This window comes from Vogesella urethralis, from assembly GCF_007644045.2.
Lineage (GTDB): Bacteria > Pseudomonadota > Gammaproteobacteria > Burkholderiales > Chromobacteriaceae > Vogesella > Vogesella urethralis.
Genome location: NZ_VMDW02000099.1, coordinates 222,712 through 238,236 on the forward strand (window position 1 = coordinate 222,712; position 15,525 = coordinate 238,236).

A 15,525-nucleotide genomic window follows, 5' to 3' on the forward strand; every position below is an offset into this window, starting at 1 on the left:
GGGTTTGATCAGGATCAGCCGGCGCGCACCTGGTTGCGGCCTTCCTGCTTGGCCAGATACAGCGACGCGTCGGCGCGGGCCATCATTGGGGTGGCGGTAGCATCGCCCGGGTACAGCTCGCTGATGCCGATGCTGACGGTGAACTGTACCGGCTCACCCCCTTGCGGGTTGGCCAGCTGCAGCTCGGCCACGGCATGGCGTACGCGTTCCATGATCTGGGTGGCGGTGTAGCGGTCGGTATCGGGTAGCAGGATGGCAAATTCCTCGCCCCCTAACCTGCCGCAGACGTCTTCGATGCGCACGCTGCTCTGGCAGCAGTTGGCGAAGGTGCGCAGTACTTCGTCGCCAAAGGCGTGACCGTAGCGGTCGTTCAACAGCTTGAAGTGGTCCAGGTCGAGCATGGCCAGCGACAGCGGTCGCTCCCAGCGTTGGCCGCGGGCGATTTCTTCGGTACAGCGCTGCATGAACTGGCGGCGGTTGTACAGGCCGGTCAGCTCGTCGGTATTGGCCAACCGGATCAGGTCGGCCTGCAGTTTTTTGGCATCGCTGACGTCGTGTTTAATCGCCACCATGCGCAGCAAGCGGCCTTCGCCGGACATCACCGGTGCTACCGAGATGGTTTCGAAATACAGCTTGCCGTCGCGGTTATGGCTGGACAGCTCGCCGCGCCAGGTATCTCCGCTCATGATGCTGTGCTGCAGCTCGCTCTTGAATTGCGGGTGCTCGCCCAGCAGCAGCTCGTCCAGCTTGCGCACGCCGCAGACTTCCTTGCTGCTGTAGCCGGTCATCTGGACAAAAGCCGGGTTCACGTATTCGATGTGGCCCTTGCCGTTGGCGATGATGATGGCCTCGGCGGCGTGATCGATGGCCACGCTGCGGGTGGCCAGCGCATCGGTCAGCTCCGCGTTGCGCAGGTAGCGGCGTACGCCGATGGCCAGCAGCAGGCTGCACAGTAGCCAGCCGCCCAGCATCAGCCAGACTTTGCTGCGCCAAGGGGCCAGCAGGGTGGACTTGTCGACACCGACGCTGACCACCAGCGGCAGGCGGTCTACCTTGCGGATCGAATGCAGGCGGGTACGGTCGTCCAGCAGCGAGGTGTACTCGTAGCTGGCCTCGCTTTCGCCGCGCTGCAGCATGGCGCGTGCGTTGGCGTCATCGATGGGCGTCAGCGGCATCGGTGACAGCAGTGGCTGGCGAGCCAGTAGTTGCAGCCGGGTGTCGGCAAACGCCATCACGTCGTAATGGCCGCCGATCAGGGTGCGGTCGATCAGTTGCTGGAAGTGGCTGGTGCGGATGACGGTGCCCAGCAGGCCGACAATGCGGCCATCCACACCGCGTACGCGCTGCGTGGCCATCACCACCAGGTCGCCGCTGGCGCCACGGAAACGTTCGCTGACAAAGCGGTCTTCTTTGCTGGGCGACAACATGGCCTTGCAGTAGCTGCGCTCACGGGCATCAAAGCCGGGTGACACCTTGAACGACAGCACCAGTTGGCAGTTGCTGTCGACCAGCACCATGTCGTAAGCCTGCGGTACGCCACGCATGGCACGCACCAGCCGGCTTTCGAGTGCGGTGCGATCACCGTTGTCCTGATGCAGCTGGAAGTCTTTTTCTTCCAGCTGCTCGGCCACCATGTTCTGCAGCAACTCTACCTCGCGGAAGTCCTGGCGCATCCATTCGGCAAACAGCAGGCTTTCCATTCTGGCCTGGGTATAGCCCTGCTGCATGGTTGTCTGGTAGGACGTCCACAGTTCGGCGATGGCGCTGAGCAGCAACAACAGGCTGATCAGGCTGCCATAGGTGATGGCTTTCAGGCGGCTGGGAGGGGTCAGGTTGGCTGCTTGGGGCATGATCCGCAAGACTATCGGGGGCAACACGCCATTCTTGCACGAAGCCGCCGCTTTTGCAGGTATCGATAAGGTTTGGCGTCTGTTGACACGAGAGCAGGCCGGCGCAGTTTGCCCATTTCCGTTGCAGGGCGAGGCGTATGGCGGGCCTGCACCAGCCTGACAACACGGCTGCGGCAAGTTGTGCGGGGCTGCGCTGCGGGGCCGGTCTTCATCAAATGTGCCTGGTGTCGGGGGCTTGGCGGCTACCCGACAAACACCATGGCACCCATCATGACGTTAACCGGCCCGGCCTGCACGCTTGCGGTACGCCACCGTCACAGAACAGGCCTTTTCCATGCGATGGTGTGTCAGCGGTCCAGCATCAGCTTCAGGCCCAGCAGGGCAAAGATGCTGCCAGCAACGCGATCCAGCAGCATGCTGCGCTGACGGGAGGTATTCAGCCAGCTACCGGCATGGCCGGCAAAGTAGCCCAGCAACCCGAATACCACAGCGGCCTGGGCGGTGAACAGCAGCCCCAGTTGTGCCGTCTGCCAGGCGACGCCGCCACGGCTGCTAACGACAAATTGCGGCAGGAACGCCAGGAAAAACAGCACCACCTTGGGGTTGATGGCATTGGCGAGCAGCCCTTTGGCAAACAGCTGGCGCAAGCCTTGTTGTGCGGATGACGCGGAGCTGGCGTCCAGCGCGCTGCCACGGCTTTGCCAGGCCTGCCAACCCAGCCAGATCAGGTAAAGCCCGCCGGCCAGCTTGAGTGCGCTGAAGGCAGCAGGAGAGGCTGCCAGCAGGGCGCTGACGCCCAGTGCGGCCAACAGCGTGTGGCTGAGACAACCCAGTGCGCACCCTAAACCGAACACCATGCCTTGCCGTCGGCCGCGGGCCATGCCCAGGCTGAGCACCATCAGGTTGTCCGGGCCGGGTGACAGTGTGATCAGCACCGCAGCGGCCATGAAGCCCAGTGTTTGTTCCAGTCCCAGTAACACCATTGTCGTTTTCCTTTGGCAGGGGGTAACGGCACGCTGCCGCCCCGTTTACAGCTTGCGGCCCAGGATGATCAGGTCGCGTGCGACGCCATCCAGTTGTGCCACTTCCGGCAAATGTGCCCAGCTGGCAAAGCCAAAGCGCTGGAACAGCTTCAGGCTGGGTACGTTGTGGCCAAAGATGAAGCCCAGCAGCGTATGGACGCCAAATTGTGGCGCCGTCTCCAGAACATATTGCAGCAGCTGGCTACCCATTCCCTGGCCGCGCACCGACTCGTCCAGATAGATGCTGACCTCTGCCGTGCCGTTGTAGGCCGGGCGACCGTAAAAGTCGGACAGGCTGATCCAGGCCACGATGCGGCCATCCTGCTCGGCAACCCAGAGCGGGCGGCGTGCTGGTTGGTGTGCATGAAACCAGGGCAGGCGGCTTTCTACGCTGACCGGTTCCAGGTCGGCGGTGACCATGCGACCGGCAATGGTGCTGTTGTAGATGGCCACAATGGCTGGCAGGTCGTCCAGCGTGGCAAGGCGCAGGGCAGGATAGGTCATGGTGACTCCGTCTTTTTGTCTTGGCGGCTCATTGTGGCGGTAATGCCGTGCTTTGCAAATGGACGGCTTTTTCTGCCTGGTTGAACAGTGCTTTTTGATGGGTGCCGCTCAGGCAAGGCTGCGGGGGCACCCTGGCGGCAACGCTGTTTTGATAAAAATATAATGAATTACATGTGTTTATTACGTAATTAATCTCTAAGCAGCCGATGGCGGGTGTTCGCTCGCCGAAAAGAGGGCTGGCCGGTAACCGCGTCGAGCAAAGCCGCAGGATGGGCTGCATGCCAGCGGGCAAGTGCCGTCATGGGTTGTGGATAAGGTTATCCACAGCCAAGGTGGCTGTGCGCTGATTTTCATTGTGTGACATTAGTTTTTGTCACGCAACGCATAAGTAATTGATTGGTATTGGTTTTGTGGTGGTGTTGCGAAGGCGGGGTGGTGCGGGAGTCGTGCGGGTAAAGGCAGACGATGGTTGGCCGCAGCAGCGAAAAACGTCGGGCCCATCCGGCCGAGGCATGCGACCGGGGGGCGAGTCAGTCTGGCAGGATCTCGTCCTGCTGGCTCATATTGCGCAGGCGATGCAGTGTGGCTTGCAGGCCGTGTACCCGCTCGTGCTCGGGTGGCAGCCATTGCAGCAGCTCCTGCGCCAGCCCGATGCTGTTGGCGTCGGCCAGCTGTAGCAGCAGCGCACAGCCGTTCATGCCCAACCGCTCGTTGAGGGTGGCTTTGGCGGTGTCGTATAGCAGTTTGGCGGCATCCTGCTTGCGCTTGTCCTTGGTGAGCGACACTGCCTCGTCGTTGATGCTCTGCAAGTAACCGTAAGCGTCGTGCACGGCGCGGATCAGGCCGATGTTTTTCTTGGCCAGCGACGACAGTTGCTCGACGTCCTGATGGGTACGCACCAGACGCAGCGATAGCTGCTTGACCCAGGTGCTGCCGCTGTAGCCATCCAGATCGTCAGGCAAGCGCGCCACCGCCTCCAGAAAGCGGACGCCACTACGCCAGCTGAGGTGGGGTTGCAGCAGCAAGGCGGCTGCCTGCTTCAGCGATTCCTGCGCATCCATCCACGCCTTGCGGCCAAGCAGGGTCATGGCGCGACAGACGTGCAGCAGAAACACATTGTGTTCGCCTTTGAGCATGCCGTTCAGTTCGTTGGCCACCTGGTCCATTTTTTCGGCGTTACCGGCCTCGCTGTGCGCCTGCAGCAAGTCGATCAGCACGTCGGGCCCGAAGCCGCTGTTGTTGCGGCCGATGCGCACGGCTTTTTCCAGGTAGATGGCCGCTTTGGCCGGGTCGCCGGCGTTGAGGGCGCTTTCGCCGGTCAGGCACAGGCGGCGGAAGTTGCGAGGGGACAGCGCGACGGCTTTTTCCAGCACCGCCAACGATTCGGCAAACTGGCCGCAGCGCGCCAGGTTGTGCGCCAGTGCATCGTAGGCGTCGGTGTAGTGCGGGGCGTCGTTGATGATCTCGTTCAGCAACTCGCTGCTTTCCGCCACTTTGTCTTGTGCCTTGAAGATGCGTGCCAGGCCCATCTTGGCCCATGGAATTACCCGCATCTCCAGGATGTCGCTATAACAGCGGCCAGCTTCGCCGTAGTTTTCCATCGCCAGATGGGTTTCCGCCAGCAGGCGCAGCACGTCCAGCTTTTGTACCGGGGTGGCAGCCTGGCTGACCAGTTCTTCCATCACGCTGATGGCCAGATCTTCACGGCCATTCATCAGGTGCTGGTGGGCGGGTTTCAGGAAACGCTTGCGCGCAAAGGCCCATTGCATGCGGTCGAACAGGGCCTGGCTGGAAAACGGCTTGAGGATGTAATCGTCCGGGGCGACTTCGGCGGCGGCCACCACGCGTTCGTAGCTACGCTCGCCAGTGATCATGATCCACACCGAGGTCAGCGGATAGCTGCCGGTGGTGCGCAGCTGCTCCAGCATTTCCTGCCCGTTCATGCTTTCGCCAAGGTTGTAATCACACAGCACCACGTCAAAGCTGCGCTTTTGCAGGCGCATCAGGCCATCAGCCGCGTTGGCAGCCGTTTCGGAGCGGGTAACGCCGACATTACTGAGCATGGCGCGCAGTGACTGGCGCACGGTCAGTGAGTCATCGATGATCAGTACGGTAGTGGTGTCGCTGAAAACGTTCACGCCGGTCGTCTCGTATCGTTGTTATCCGGTCAGGATGCCGTCAATGCCATGTTGCCACAGGGGGCATATGCCGTGATGCTACTGTGGTGCGAGGTATTTTTTAATATAGTGCACTGTGTATTGCAACTAGGGTATCTATATATAAGGCTTTGCTTGAAAGTAGCAAAAGTGCTGGCAATGAGCTTAGATAAAGAACACCTGACGATAAGGGAGACGCCCATGTTGTACGAGATCGTGGAAGCAACACACTTCATCACCCTGCGCCGTACGCCGTTTCCGCACGTGCTGATCGAGCAGACCTTGCTGGAGATGGGGGGCGGCGGGCCGGAAGGCATGGCGTTCCGCAAGAAGGTGCTGGCAGCGGCAGGTTGGCCGCATGACGGGCTGGTGCCGTTTGCCAAATACCCGGATCAGGCAGCAGAGGCATTTAATCGCGTTCGCCTGGCATTGGGGGAGGGGCCGGATGCCGACACCTTGTTGGCGCGGCTGACCAAAAAAACGTAAAAGGTTTGCGCACTCAGTCGGTCTGGGCCGGCGCTGGCGGTGCATTCAGCCGGTCTTGCTTGCGGCGCCAGCGTAACCAGTCTTTCGGCGGTGGTGCCTCGTTACCTGGTGCGCTGGCCTGTCGCTTGTGCGGCGGGTGCAGGCGGATGGCATCGTGACGACGGTAAAACTGGCGTAAGCGTCGTGCCTCTTCTTCGCTGATTTCGCCGCGCACTACCGCCTCGCGCAAGCGCAACTCACGCAGTTTGAGCGCATCCGGCCGCTCCAGTGGCGGCAGGCGCGGTGGCGGGGCATCGTCGGCAACGGCCATGTGGCTGGCTGATGCCAACAGTATGCCAAGCAGTATCGATAGCAGCGGCTTCATATCGGAATTCTATCTTGCGTCGTGCCGGCCTGCCATGGCGCCGTGGGCAGGTCAAAAAGCCCGTACCGCAGGCGGCGGTACAGGCGGTGCCGGGTGTGGCAGTAACTCGGGCTTAACGGCCGTGCCACGGTGCCAGGTCGTCCGGCCAGCTGGTGCGCGGCTGGGTGCGGTCTTTGTTGTCGATCAGCGATTTGGTCAGCTTTTGCAGTTCGCTCGTGTCGGGGCGCTTGTGCGTTTCGCGCGCGCTCTGCATCAGCTTGTCGCGTTCGGCCTTGAGGGTGGCCAGCTCCTTGTCGGTCAGCGCGCCGGAAATCACCGCGTCGCGGAAGGCTTTCATGTCAGCCGGGTTGCCCATGGCGCCGTGGCGATCGCCGCGGCCGTGTCGCTCATGCTTGCCGTTACGGCCATCCGGGCCGCAGTACTCGCCCTGCCCCATTTTGCCTTTGCCGTGCATCATGGCCAGGTCAGCCGGCATCTTGTCGCGTTTCGGGCCTTTGTCGGCATTGTCGATCAGGGTCTTGGTCTTGTCGTTCAGCGCCTGCACCAGCTTGGCGGCCTGCTCGCGGTCGGCCTGGCTGAAGTCACCATCCTCGCGCAGCTTTTTGATGGCGGCCATCGTGCTCTCGCGCTCCTGTTTCAGCGTGGCCAGCTCGGCGTCGGTCAGCGCGCCGGACAACACGGCGGCGTGGAAAGCTTTATGGTCAGGGCGCGGCAGTTTGTCGCCACCGCCGAAGGCAAACGCCGATGCGGACAGAACGGTAATCAGGGACAGTACCAGCGCGGTCGGTACGAAACGGTTTTTCATCGCAAACTCCTTTGCCGTGTGGCCTTGGTTGATGATGCAACTGTAAGCGCCGGGTATTGCCAGAGTTTGTGCCGTGCCGGGTCGAGTGTTAACGGGTGTTAAGGTTGGCCGCAACCTTAAAATCTGTTCATTGCCGGGCTGACGCCAGGTCTGCTGCGCGGTAGGCTTGCCGCAAACTGGATTGCAGGGCGTCGATGCCCGGAGGACTACATGGATAACCGCAAGATTCTGGTGGTGGATGACGACGCGCGCCTGCGCGAACTGCTGCAGCGCTACCTCACCCAGCAAGGCTTTGCCGTCGAGGCGCTGCCCGATGCCCGCGACCTGGACCGCAAGCTGGCGCGTAACCGCCCCGATCTGCTGGTGCTGGACGTGATGATGCCGGGCGAAGACGGCCTGGCCGTGGTGCGGCGCTTGCGGGCGCAGGGCGAGCCGATTCCGGTGGTGATGCTAACCGCGCGCGGCGAAGACATCGACCGCATCCTGGGCCTGGAAATGGGCGCCGACGATTATCTGGCCAAGCCGTTCAACCCGCGCGAGCTGCTGGCGCGCATCAACGCGGTGTTGCGCCGCTACGAGCACACCCCGGCGGTGACGGCCAACCATGCCGAGGCCGAGGCGCTGCACTTCGGCCGCTGCACGCTGACGCCGTCGCGACGCGAGCTGACGCGGGACGGCCAGGTGGTGCCGCTGACTACCGCCGAATACGCTGTGCTGCTGGCGTTGGCGACGCACCCGCGCCGGCCGCTGACCCGCGAGCAACTGATGGAGCTGGCGATGGGCAAGGGCGGTGGCGAATCGCAGGACCGCAGTATCGACGTGCACGTATCGCGCTTGCGCAAAGTCATCGAGGCACCGGATGGCCCGCCGCGTTTCCTGCAAACGGTGTGGGGTTACGGCTACGTCTTCGTGCCCGACGGCGGCGACAAGGACGCGCGATGAGGCTGCCGGTGCTGCGCGGCACCCTGTTCATCCGTCTGGCGGCGCTGGTGGTGATGGCGGTGCTGGCCAGCCAGGTGTTTACGCTGTGGCTGGGCGTCAAGCAGAAGAACACCCTGCTGTCGGCGCAACTGTACGCGCAGGTGGTCGATACCCTCGCCGACTATGAAGGCGCGCTGGAAAGCCAGCCGCCGGCCCTGCGCGAACGCTTCCTGTTAGCCAACAACCACGCCGGCCTGCCCAGGCTGCTGCCGCTATCGCAAGCGCAAGCTGTGGATCGCCGCGTGCCGCCGATGGGGCGCGATCTGGCGCAGCAGCTCAGCGAAGCGCTGGGCGAACCCATTCACGTGCAGTTCCTGCACGGCGATCGCCAGGAGCTGTGGCTGCGGGTGCCGGTGCTGGATAGTCATTACTGGCTGGTGGTGCCGTTGACCCGCTTCCTGCCGCCGTCGTTGCGGCCAACCCTGCAGGCGGCCGGCCTGGTGGCCCTGCTGTCAGTACTGGCCGCTTTTGCGCTGGCTTGGCGTACGACGCGGCCGCTGTCGCAGCTGGTGGCCGCGACCCGCCAGCTGGAGGCCGGCCATACCCCGCCGCCGCTCACACCAAGCGGCCCGCGCGAGGTGCGGCTGCTGATCGAGCGCTTCAATGGCATGGCGCAGGCGCTGGACAAAGCCGCCAGCGAGCGCCGGCTGATGCTGGCCGGTTTGTCGCACGACCTGCGCACGCCGCTGACACGGCTGAAGCTGGCGGTGGAAATGCTGGACCCGGGGCCGGACAGCGAAGGCATGCTGGCCGATATCGACGAGTTGTCGCACATTGTCAGCCAGTTCATCGATTTTGCCCGCAGTGAAGAGCCGCGTGCGCTGGAACCGGTGGCGCTGGGCGAACTGGTGGACAGCGTGCTGTCGCGCTTTGCCCGCAGCGGCATGGCCGTGGCGTGGCAGCGTAGCGACGTCGCGTTGCCGGGCGACGCGCTGGGCCTGCAACGCTTGTTGTCCAATCTGCTGCAAAATGCGCGTCGCTACGGTCAGGCACCGTACACGCTGACGCTGGTGCAAGACGGCGCCGAGGCGGTGCTATGCGTGCTGGACAGCGGTGACGGCATTCCTCCGGCGCAGCAGGAGGCCGCGCTGGCACCATTCGAGCGGCTGGCGGCACACCGGGGCACCGACGGTGGCAGCGGTCTGGGGCTGGCCATCGTGGCGCGCATCGTGCGTCAGCACCGCGGCCAACTGCGCTTTGTGTACCCGCCAGCGGGCGGCTTTGGGGTGGAAGTCCGTTTGCCACTGAACACGGTGGCAAGCGGTGTTCAGGCCGGGTCGTCTGCGGTTTGAGCCACGCTGCGCGCCGCCTCCCAGCCCAGTAGCGCCAGTTTGCGCGTTTCACCCCAGCGGTAGCCGCCACAGGCCCCGCCGGCGCGGATGACGCGGTGGCAGGGAATCAGCCACGCCACCGGGTTGGCACCCACGGCGTTGCCCACCGCCCGTGCCGCGCCCGGCTTGCCCAGGCGGGTGGCGAGTTGGCCGTAGCTGGCCAGGCTGCCGTAGGGCAGGCTTAGCAGCGCGCGCCAGACCTGGATCTGGAAATTGCTGCCTTGCAGGTGCAGGCTGAGTGGTTGCGCCGGGCTGAGCGGCTCGAACAGCTGCCGGCGCAGCGCCAGGTGGCCGTCGCCAGCGGCGTGCAGGCGGGCCTGCGGCCAACGTGTGTGTAGCCAGGCCAGCGCCGATGCCGCATCGGGCACGAACTGCAGCGCGCACACGCCGCGTGGCGTGGTGGCCGCCAGCAGCGGGCCGAAGCGGCTGGGGCCCCAGCTCCAGTGGATGACAAGGCCGGCGCCGCCTTGGCGGTATTCGCCCGGCGTCATCGCCTCCAGCGTCACGAACAGGTCGTGCAGGCGGCTGCTGCCGGACAGTCCCAGCTCGTAGGACAGCGTTTGCAGCGGCTGCTCGCTGCCGAGCGCGGTCTTGGCGGCCTCTACTGTTAGTTGTTGCAGAAAGCGTTTGGGGCTGACGCCGGTCCACTGCGTGAACAGCCGTTGCAGGTGGTACTCGGACAGGTGCACTGCGGCGGCTACGTCGGCCAGCCTGGGCTGGTCGGCCGCGTGTTGCAGCAGGTAGCGGATGGCGTCGGCCATGCGCTGGTAGGTGCGGTCGTGTTCGTCGAAGGGCGACATAGTGCGCTCCGGCAGCAGGAATACGCCGCAGTGTAGGCGGCGTGCCGTTTGGCGGCGACCCGATTCTTGCCAAGTTGGCCGCAGGCAAGAAAAAACCCCGGTTCGCAAACCGGGGCCAATGCCTTGGCAGGCTCCCGCTCAGGGAGGTGAAGCGGGAAGGAGCGTGCTCCTGTTTGCTTTGACGCCTCAGTCCGGGAAAGTTTCATCGAAATCGTCAAATTGCTCGGCGTCCGGCAGCGGGCAGGCGGCAAACCAGTCTTCCACAATGCGCGACACCTCCTCGGTGCCGGTCTTTTTGGAGCTGGAGAACAGCTGCAAGGTGATATGCGGGTAGTCAGCCAGCTGTTTCTTGACCGAGGACAGAACCTTTTGTTGTTCCTGGCGCGACAATTTGTCGGCTTTGGATAACAGGATGTGTACTGGCCGCCCGGTGACGGTGAAGAATTCGATCATCTTCCAGTCCAGCTCTTTCAGCGGGTGGCGCGAATCCATGATCAGCAGCAGGCCGACCAGGCTGCTGCGGGTCTGCAGGTACTGACCCAGCAGCGCTACCCAGTGGGTGCGCACCGCTTCCGGCACCTCGGCGTAGCCGTAACCGGGCAAGTCCACCAGGAAGCGCTCCTGGCCCAGGTCGAAGAAGTTGATGTGCTGGGTGCGACCCGGCGTCTTCGATACGAAGGCCAGACGGGTACGATTGCACAGGGTATTGATGGCGCTGGACTTGCCGGCGTTGGAGCGGCCAACAAAGGCCACTTCGCAGCGGGTAGGGGGCAAATCCTTGAGGTGGTTTACGGTTGTGAAAAACCGTGCATTCTGAAAGATCGACATAGTAGTAAGGGCAAAGTCAATTGATATAGAATAGCAGGTTTGAAATTGCCACCTTTACAGATATTTACGCTATCTCTCATTAGGAGCGACCATGAAACGTAACATGCTGTTGGCTATCGCTGCTGCCACTTTCGCAGCCAGTGCTATGGCCTCCACCTCGGCAGCGTCCATCAAGGGCGACCCGGTCAAGGGCAAAGCCATCGTCGACCAGGTGTGTGCTGCCTGTCACGGTGCGGACGGCAACAGCGTGGCTTCTGCCAACCCGACGCTGGCCGGTCAGCACGCCAAGTACATCGAAAACCAGCTGAAGGCATTCAAGTCCGGCGAGCGCAAGAACCCCATCATGATGGGCATGGCGGCACCGCTGACCCCGGCAGACATGGCAAACGTGGCCGCTTACTTCAGCAGCCAGAAGGTGAAGCCGCGCGAAGCCGCCGACAAGAGCCAGATGCCGCTGGGCAAGAAGATCTACACCGCCGGTAACCCGGCCAACAAGGTACCGGCCTGTATGGCTTGCCACGGCCCGGCAGGCAAAGGCTACCCCGACCAGTACCCGGCGCTGGGCAGCCAGCACGCGGCCTACATCGCCAAGCAACTGGCCGACTTCAAGGCCGGCACCGACCGCAAGAACGTTGTAATGCACGATATCGCCATGCGTCTGACCGACGCCGAAATGAAAGCGGTATCCGAGTACATCTCCGGTCTGCGTTAAGCGCAACTTTTTTGCGCCGCAACGATCCAAGGGGGGCTTTGCGCCCCCTTTGTCGCGCTTGAAACCCCAAGATGAATAGCCAAAAGAAACCCGCCACATTCGGCTACCGCCTGTACGAGCTGTTCAGCTCGATGCGGTTTGCCATCGGTCTGCTGACCATCCTGTCCATCGCATCGGTCATCGGTACCGTGCTCAAGCAGAACGAGCCTTACCCCAACTACGCGTTCGAATTCGGCCCGTTCTGGTTCAAGGCCTTCGAGTACCTGGGCCTGTACGATGTGTACCACTCCGGCTGGTTCTTGCTGATTCTGGCCTTCCTGATGCTGTCCACCACGTTGTGCATTGTCCGTAATGGCCCGGTTTTCATCCGCGACATGAAGGGGTTCCGCGAGAAAGCCAATGAAAGCGCGCTGAAGGCGATGAAGCACAGCCGCCAGCTGGACGTGACGCTGGACGAGGCGCAGGCGGTGGCACTGATCCAGCAGCAGGGCATGCGTTACAAGCGCAGCGAGCGCGACGATGGCAGCGTGGTACTGGCGGCGAAAAAAGGGGCGGGCAGCAAGCTGGGCTATTTCTTTGCCCACATTGCCCTGGTGGTGATCTGTATCGGCGGCCTGCTGGACGGCAACCTGCCGCTGAAGATCGGCGAACTCACCGGCCGCATCGTGCCGGAAACGCGCGAACTGCCGCAGGGCCAGATCCCCGAGCACAGCCGGCTGGGCGCGGCCAACCTGTCGTTCCGCGGCAGCGTGACCGTGGCCGAGAACAAGAGCGCCGACGTCATTTTCATGAATAGCGGCAACGGCTATCTGGTACAGGAGCTGCCGTTCATCGTTACGCTGAAGCAATTCCACGTCGACTACTACAGCAACGGCATGCCCAAGCTGTTTGCCAGCGACATCGTGGTGACCGACAAGGCCAGCGGCAAGGAAACCGCCGCCACGGTAAAAGTGAACCACCCGCTGATCATCGACGGCGTGGCCATCTACCAGGCCAGCTTTGGCGATGGCGGCTCGCCGCTGCAGCTGAAGGCGTGGAACCTGGCACAGCCGCAGTCGGCGCCCACCGATATCAAGGGCGTGTCGCTGAATAGCCAGCCCCTGCGCGTCAACGGCCAGGACTACCAGCTGGAGTTTGGCGACCTGCGTGTGTTCAACGTGGAGAACATGGCCAAGTCCGGCGCCGACAGCAAGACGCTGCAGCAGCGCATGCACGACGTGCGCGAAGTGAAGCAGGACACCAAGAACCTGAAGAACGTCGGCCCGTCGATCACCTACAAGCTGCGTGACGGCCACGGCCAGGCGCGCGAGTACCACCACTACATGGCGCCGATCGAACAGGAAGGCGTGTTGTACCAGATTGCCGGCGTGCGCAGCGAAGTGGCGCAGCCGTTCCAGTACCTGCGCATCCCGCTGGACGACGAGCTGAAGATCGACAGCTTCATGCGCCTGCAAGCGGCGCTGAAGAACCCGGCGCTGTACGACGAGATTGCCCGCCGCACCACGGCCAAGGCAATGCAGGGGGCGGCCATCAGCCCGGCGATGGAAAAGCAGTTTGGCGATAGCGTGAAGTGGATCCTGGCGCGTTTTGGCGAAGGCGGTTTCGTGGCGCTGGAAAAATTCCTGGACGATAAAGTACCGGCCGACAAGCGCCAGGCCATCGCGCAAACCTATATCAAGATCCTGCAAGGCGCCGTCATCGACGTGATGGCGGTGGCGCAGGAAAAAGCCGGCCTGAAGCCGTGGCCGCAGGACGAAAAGCACTACCGCTTCCTGCTGGACAGCCTGGTAACGGTCAGCGCCTTCAACGACTACGGCGCGCCGCTGTACCTGGAGCTGCAAGGTTTTGAGCAGGTGCAGTCGTCCGGCCTGCAAATGACCCGTTCGCCAGGCAAGAACCTGGTGTACCTGGGTTCGCTGATGCTGGTGATCGGCATCATCCTGATGTTCTACGTGCGTGAAGTACGCTTGTGGCTGGTGTTGCGTGCTGGCAGCGTACGGGTGGCGATGAGCTCCAACCGCCACAATCGCGACCTGGACGAAGATTTCGATAAAATCGTAGCGGTACTTGAACCGCGAGCAGGAGAGGCATGATGGAACTGCTGATGCAACAACCGTTCTACAAACGGCTTAACCTGGGCGACTGGCTGTTCGCCCTGTTCATTGCCGTGGTGACCGGCTACACCTTCAGCCTGTATGGCGCGAAGATGGATATCTACGAGGACGTGATCCTGCTGGGCAGCGGTGCCGGCATTGTGGCATTGGGCTGGTTCTGGGGCAGCTGGCGCTGGTTCTTCCCGCTGGCCGGCGCCATGTCGCTGCTGGCCATCGAGCTGTACGACCACAACCTGGCGCGGGCGACCGAAAGCTTTGGCCTGAAGTACCTGTTCTCCAGCCAGTCGTCGTTCATGTGGATGTGTACGCTGTTCTTCCTGGCCACCGCCATCTACTGGGCGGGCTTGCTGTCGCGTTCGGAATTGCTCAACCGCATCGGTAGCGGCCTCACCTGGGCGGCTTCGGCGTTTGCGCTGGCCGGTCTGTTTACCCGCTGGTACGAGAGCTACCTGATCGCGCCGGACGTTGGCCGCATCCCGGTCTCCAACCTGTACGAAGTGTTCATCCTGTTCTGTCTGATCACCGCGCTGATGTACCTGTACTACGAAGCCAAGTTTGCTGCCCGCCAGATGGGCGCCTTCGTGCTGCTGGTGATCTCCGCGGCGGTGGGTTTCATCCTGTGGTACACCTTCGATCGCCAGGCGCACACCATCCAGCCGCTGATTCCGGCGCTGCAGTCGTGGTGGATGAAAATCCACGTGCCGGCCAACTTCGTCGGTTACGGCGCCTTTGCGCTGTCGGCCATGCTGGGCGTGGCGCAGCTGCTGTCGCGCCGCGGCATCCTGACCGACAAGCTGCCCAAGCCGGAAGTGCTGGACGAAGTGATGTACAAGGCCATTTCGGTCGGCTTCCTGTTCTTCACCATCGCCACCATCCTGGGGGCGATGTGGGCGGCCGATGCCTGGGGTGGCTACTGGAGCTGGGACCCGAAAGAAACCTGGGCGCTGATCGTGTGGCTGAACTACGCTGCCTGGCTGCACGTGCGGCTGGTGAAAGGCTGGCGCGGCGAGCCGCTGGCCTGGTGGGCAGTCATCGGCCTGCTGGTCACCACCTTTGCCTTCATCGGCGTCAACATGTTCCTGACCGGCCTGCATTCCTACGGCTCGCTGTAAGCTGGCCGCCGGCACGAAAAACCGCACCGTTGCCGGTGCGGTTTTTTTACGTCAGGCCGTCAGCAGATCGCCGATACGTACGGCCATCAGGTCCAGGCAGATGCCGGGTACCGCCGGCAGTACGCCGGTCAGCTGGAAGGTATCGTGCTGCGGATCGTAGTGGCCTTGTACGTCCAGCGTGTAGCTGTTGAGGCCGGGAATCACCGACAGGATGGCCGGGTTCCATTTGTGGATATGCATCTGCATGCGTACACGGATGCGGCCATCTTCCCCGCCCGACAGGCTCTCCAGCAGCTGGCCCTGGTAGGCAAAGCCATGATCGCCACCGTTGATGAAGCCGTCCCGCAGGCTGACCACGCCGGAGCCGAAGTCCTCGCCACGGTTCTGGAAGTGCAGGCCGTATAAACCATCTCTCAACATATCAGTCCATTTATCGATAAGTACAAATGAATTATGGCGG

General features: G+C 62.7%; 15 protein-coding genes. 6 read left to right on the top strand and 9 right to left on the bottom strand.

Features of this window, described 5'->3' with window-relative positions; genetic code table 11:
* Positions 1–14 precede the first annotated feature (14 nt).
* The 4 genes from FLQ03_RS13725 to FLQ03_RS13740 all read right to left on the bottom strand — a co-directional run bounded on the left by FLQ03_RS13725 (position 15) and on the right by FLQ03_RS13740 (position 5,514).
* Complete coding sequence (locus FLQ03_RS13725; protein WP_144370740.1) at positions 15–1,850, bottom strand: diguanylate cyclase; 1,836 nt, start codon at positions 1,848–1,850, stop codon at positions 15–17.
* A gap of 347 nt (positions 1,851–2,197) precedes the next feature.
* Positions 2,198–2,833 carry a LysE family translocator gene (locus FLQ03_RS13730; RefSeq protein WP_240802274.1) on the bottom strand — a complete coding sequence of 212 codons (636 nt, stop codon included), beginning with the start codon at positions 2,831–2,833 and terminating at the stop codon, positions 2,198–2,200.
* A 45-nt stretch (positions 2,834–2,878) separates the two neighbouring features.
* Positions 2,879–3,376, bottom strand: a complete 498-nt coding sequence (locus FLQ03_RS13735; RefSeq protein ID WP_144370741.1) for a GNAT family N-acetyltransferase — start codon at positions 3,374–3,376, stop codon at positions 2,879–2,881.
* Between the two features lie 530 nt (positions 3,377–3,906).
* A complete protein-coding gene (locus tag FLQ03_RS13740; protein ID WP_144370742.1) occupies positions 3,907–5,514 on the bottom strand; it encodes a response regulator in 1,608 nt (535 codons plus the stop codon).
* Between the two features lie 153 nt (positions 5,515–5,667).
* Between FLQ03_RS13740 and FLQ03_RS13745 the strand changes: the two genes are divergently transcribed.
* On the top strand, positions 5,668–6,018 hold the full coding sequence (locus FLQ03_RS13745) for a hypothetical protein (protein ID WP_240802275.1): 351 nt from the start codon (positions 5,668–5,670) through the stop codon (positions 6,016–6,018).
* A 13-nt stretch (positions 6,019–6,031) separates the two neighbouring features.
* Here FLQ03_RS13745 and FLQ03_RS13750 read toward each other — a convergent pair whose 3' ends face one another.
* Positions 6,032–6,328, bottom strand: coding sequence for a hypothetical protein (locus tag FLQ03_RS13750; protein WP_144370744.1), 297 nt, complete (start codon positions 6,326–6,328; stop codon positions 6,032–6,034).
* A gap of 166 nt (positions 6,329–6,494) precedes the next feature.
* Positions 6,495–7,187: a hypothetical protein gene (locus tag FLQ03_RS13755; protein WP_144370745.1), complete on the bottom strand. Its 693-nt coding sequence runs from the start codon at positions 7,185–7,187 to the stop codon at positions 6,495–6,497.
* 210 nt (positions 7,188–7,397) lie between these two features.
* On the opposite strand from FLQ03_RS13755, the gene FLQ03_RS13760 reads away from it, so the two are divergent.
* Together FLQ03_RS13760 and FLQ03_RS13765 are read left to right on the top strand one after the other, a co-directional pair.
* Complete coding sequence (locus tag FLQ03_RS13760) at positions 7,398–8,129, top strand: response regulator (protein ID WP_144370746.1); 732 nt, start codon at positions 7,398–7,400, stop codon at positions 8,127–8,129.
* Positions 8,126–9,460, top strand: a complete 1,335-nt coding sequence (locus tag FLQ03_RS13765) for an ATP-binding protein (RefSeq protein WP_144370747.1) — start codon at positions 8,126–8,128, stop codon at positions 9,458–9,460. The genes FLQ03_RS13760 and FLQ03_RS13765 overlap by 4 nt, the downstream gene beginning before the upstream one ends.
* Here the strand turns inward: FLQ03_RS13765 and FLQ03_RS13770 are convergent.
* Positions 9,436–10,299, bottom strand: a complete 864-nt coding sequence (locus tag FLQ03_RS13770; RefSeq protein WP_144370748.1) for a bifunctional transcriptional activator/DNA repair enzyme AdaA — start codon at positions 10,297–10,299, stop codon at positions 9,436–9,438. The two genes, FLQ03_RS13765 and FLQ03_RS13770, sit on opposite strands and share 25 nt — an antisense overlap.
* Positions 10,300–10,485: 186 nt before the next feature.
* A complete protein-coding gene (yihA, locus tag FLQ03_RS13775) occupies positions 10,486–11,127 on the bottom strand; it encodes a ribosome biogenesis GTP-binding protein YihA/YsxC (protein ID WP_144370749.1) in 642 nt (213 codons plus the stop codon).
* A 91-nt stretch (positions 11,128–11,218) separates the two neighbouring features.
* On the opposite strand from yihA, the gene FLQ03_RS13780 reads away from it, so the two are divergent.
* The 3 genes from FLQ03_RS13780 to ccsB all read left to right on the top strand — a co-directional run bounded on the left by FLQ03_RS13780 (position 11,219) and on the right by ccsB (position 15,065).
* Positions 11,219–11,839: a c-type cytochrome gene (locus tag FLQ03_RS13780; RefSeq protein ID WP_144370750.1), complete on the top strand. Its 621-nt coding sequence runs from the start codon at positions 11,219–11,221 to the stop codon at positions 11,837–11,839.
* A gap of 71 nt (positions 11,840–11,910) precedes the next feature.
* Entirely contained in the window at positions 11,911–13,932 is a 2,022-nt protein-coding gene (locus FLQ03_RS13785; protein WP_144370751.1) for a cytochrome c biogenesis protein ResB, read from the top strand.
* Positions 13,929–15,065 (top strand): c-type cytochrome biogenesis protein CcsB, encoded by a 1,137-nt coding sequence (gene ccsB / locus FLQ03_RS13790; RefSeq protein WP_420855662.1) that lies wholly within the window; start codon positions 13,929–13,931, stop codon positions 15,063–15,065. The genes FLQ03_RS13785 and ccsB overlap by 4 nt, the downstream gene beginning before the upstream one ends.
* A 51-nt stretch (positions 15,066–15,116) precedes the next feature.
* Here the strand turns inward: ccsB and FLQ03_RS13795 are convergent, their stop codons facing one another.
* Complete coding sequence (locus tag FLQ03_RS13795) at positions 15,117–15,485, bottom strand: GrlR family regulatory protein (protein WP_170252420.1); 369 nt, start codon at positions 15,483–15,485, stop codon at positions 15,117–15,119.
* Positions 15,486–15,525: the final 40 nt, after the last annotated feature.

Excerpts from the sequence above, each read along its gene's own strand:
- FLQ03_RS13725 (WP_144370740.1), bottom strand. The coding sequence starts at position 1,850 with ATGCCCCAAGCAGCCAACCTGACCCCTCCCAGCCGCCTGAAAGCCATC.
- FLQ03_RS13730 (WP_240802274.1), bottom strand. The coding sequence starts at position 2,833 with ATGGTGTTACTGGGACTGGAACAAACACTGGGCTTCATGGCCGCTGCG.
- FLQ03_RS13735 (WP_144370741.1), bottom strand. The coding sequence starts at position 3,376 with ATGACCTATCCTGCCCTGCGCCTTGCCACGCTGGACGACCTGCCAGCC.
- FLQ03_RS13750 (WP_144370744.1), bottom strand. The coding sequence starts at position 6,328 with ATGGCCGTTGCCGACGATGCCCCGCCACCGCGCCTGCCGCCACTGGAG.
- FLQ03_RS13755 (WP_144370745.1), bottom strand. The coding sequence starts at position 7,187 with ATGAAAAACCGTTTCGTACCGACCGCGCTGGTACTGTCCCTGATTACC.
- FLQ03_RS13760 (WP_144370746.1), top strand. The coding sequence starts at position 7,398 with ATGGATAACCGCAAGATTCTGGTGGTGGATGACGACGCGCGCCTGCGC.
- FLQ03_RS13765 (WP_144370747.1), top strand. The coding sequence starts at position 8,126 with ATGAGGCTGCCGGTGCTGCGCGGCACCCTGTTCATCCGTCTGGCGGCG.
- FLQ03_RS13770 (WP_144370748.1), bottom strand. The coding sequence starts at position 10,299 with ATGTCGCCCTTCGACGAACACGACCGCACCTACCAGCGCATGGCCGAC.
- yihA (WP_144370749.1), bottom strand. The coding sequence starts at position 11,127 with ATGTCGATCTTTCAGAATGCACGGTTTTTCACAACCGTAAACCACCTC.
- FLQ03_RS13780 (WP_144370750.1), top strand. The coding sequence starts at position 11,219 with ATGAAACGTAACATGCTGTTGGCTATCGCTGCTGCCACTTTCGCAGCC.
- FLQ03_RS13785 (WP_144370751.1), top strand. The coding sequence starts at position 11,911 with ATGAATAGCCAAAAGAAACCCGCCACATTCGGCTACCGCCTGTACGAG.
- ccsB (WP_420855662.1), top strand. The coding sequence starts at position 13,929 with ATGATGGAACTGCTGATGCAACAACCGTTCTACAAACGGCTTAACCTG.
- FLQ03_RS13795 (WP_170252420.1), bottom strand. The coding sequence starts at position 15,485 with ATGTTGAGAGATGGTTTATACGGCCTGCACTTCCAGAACCGTGGCGAG.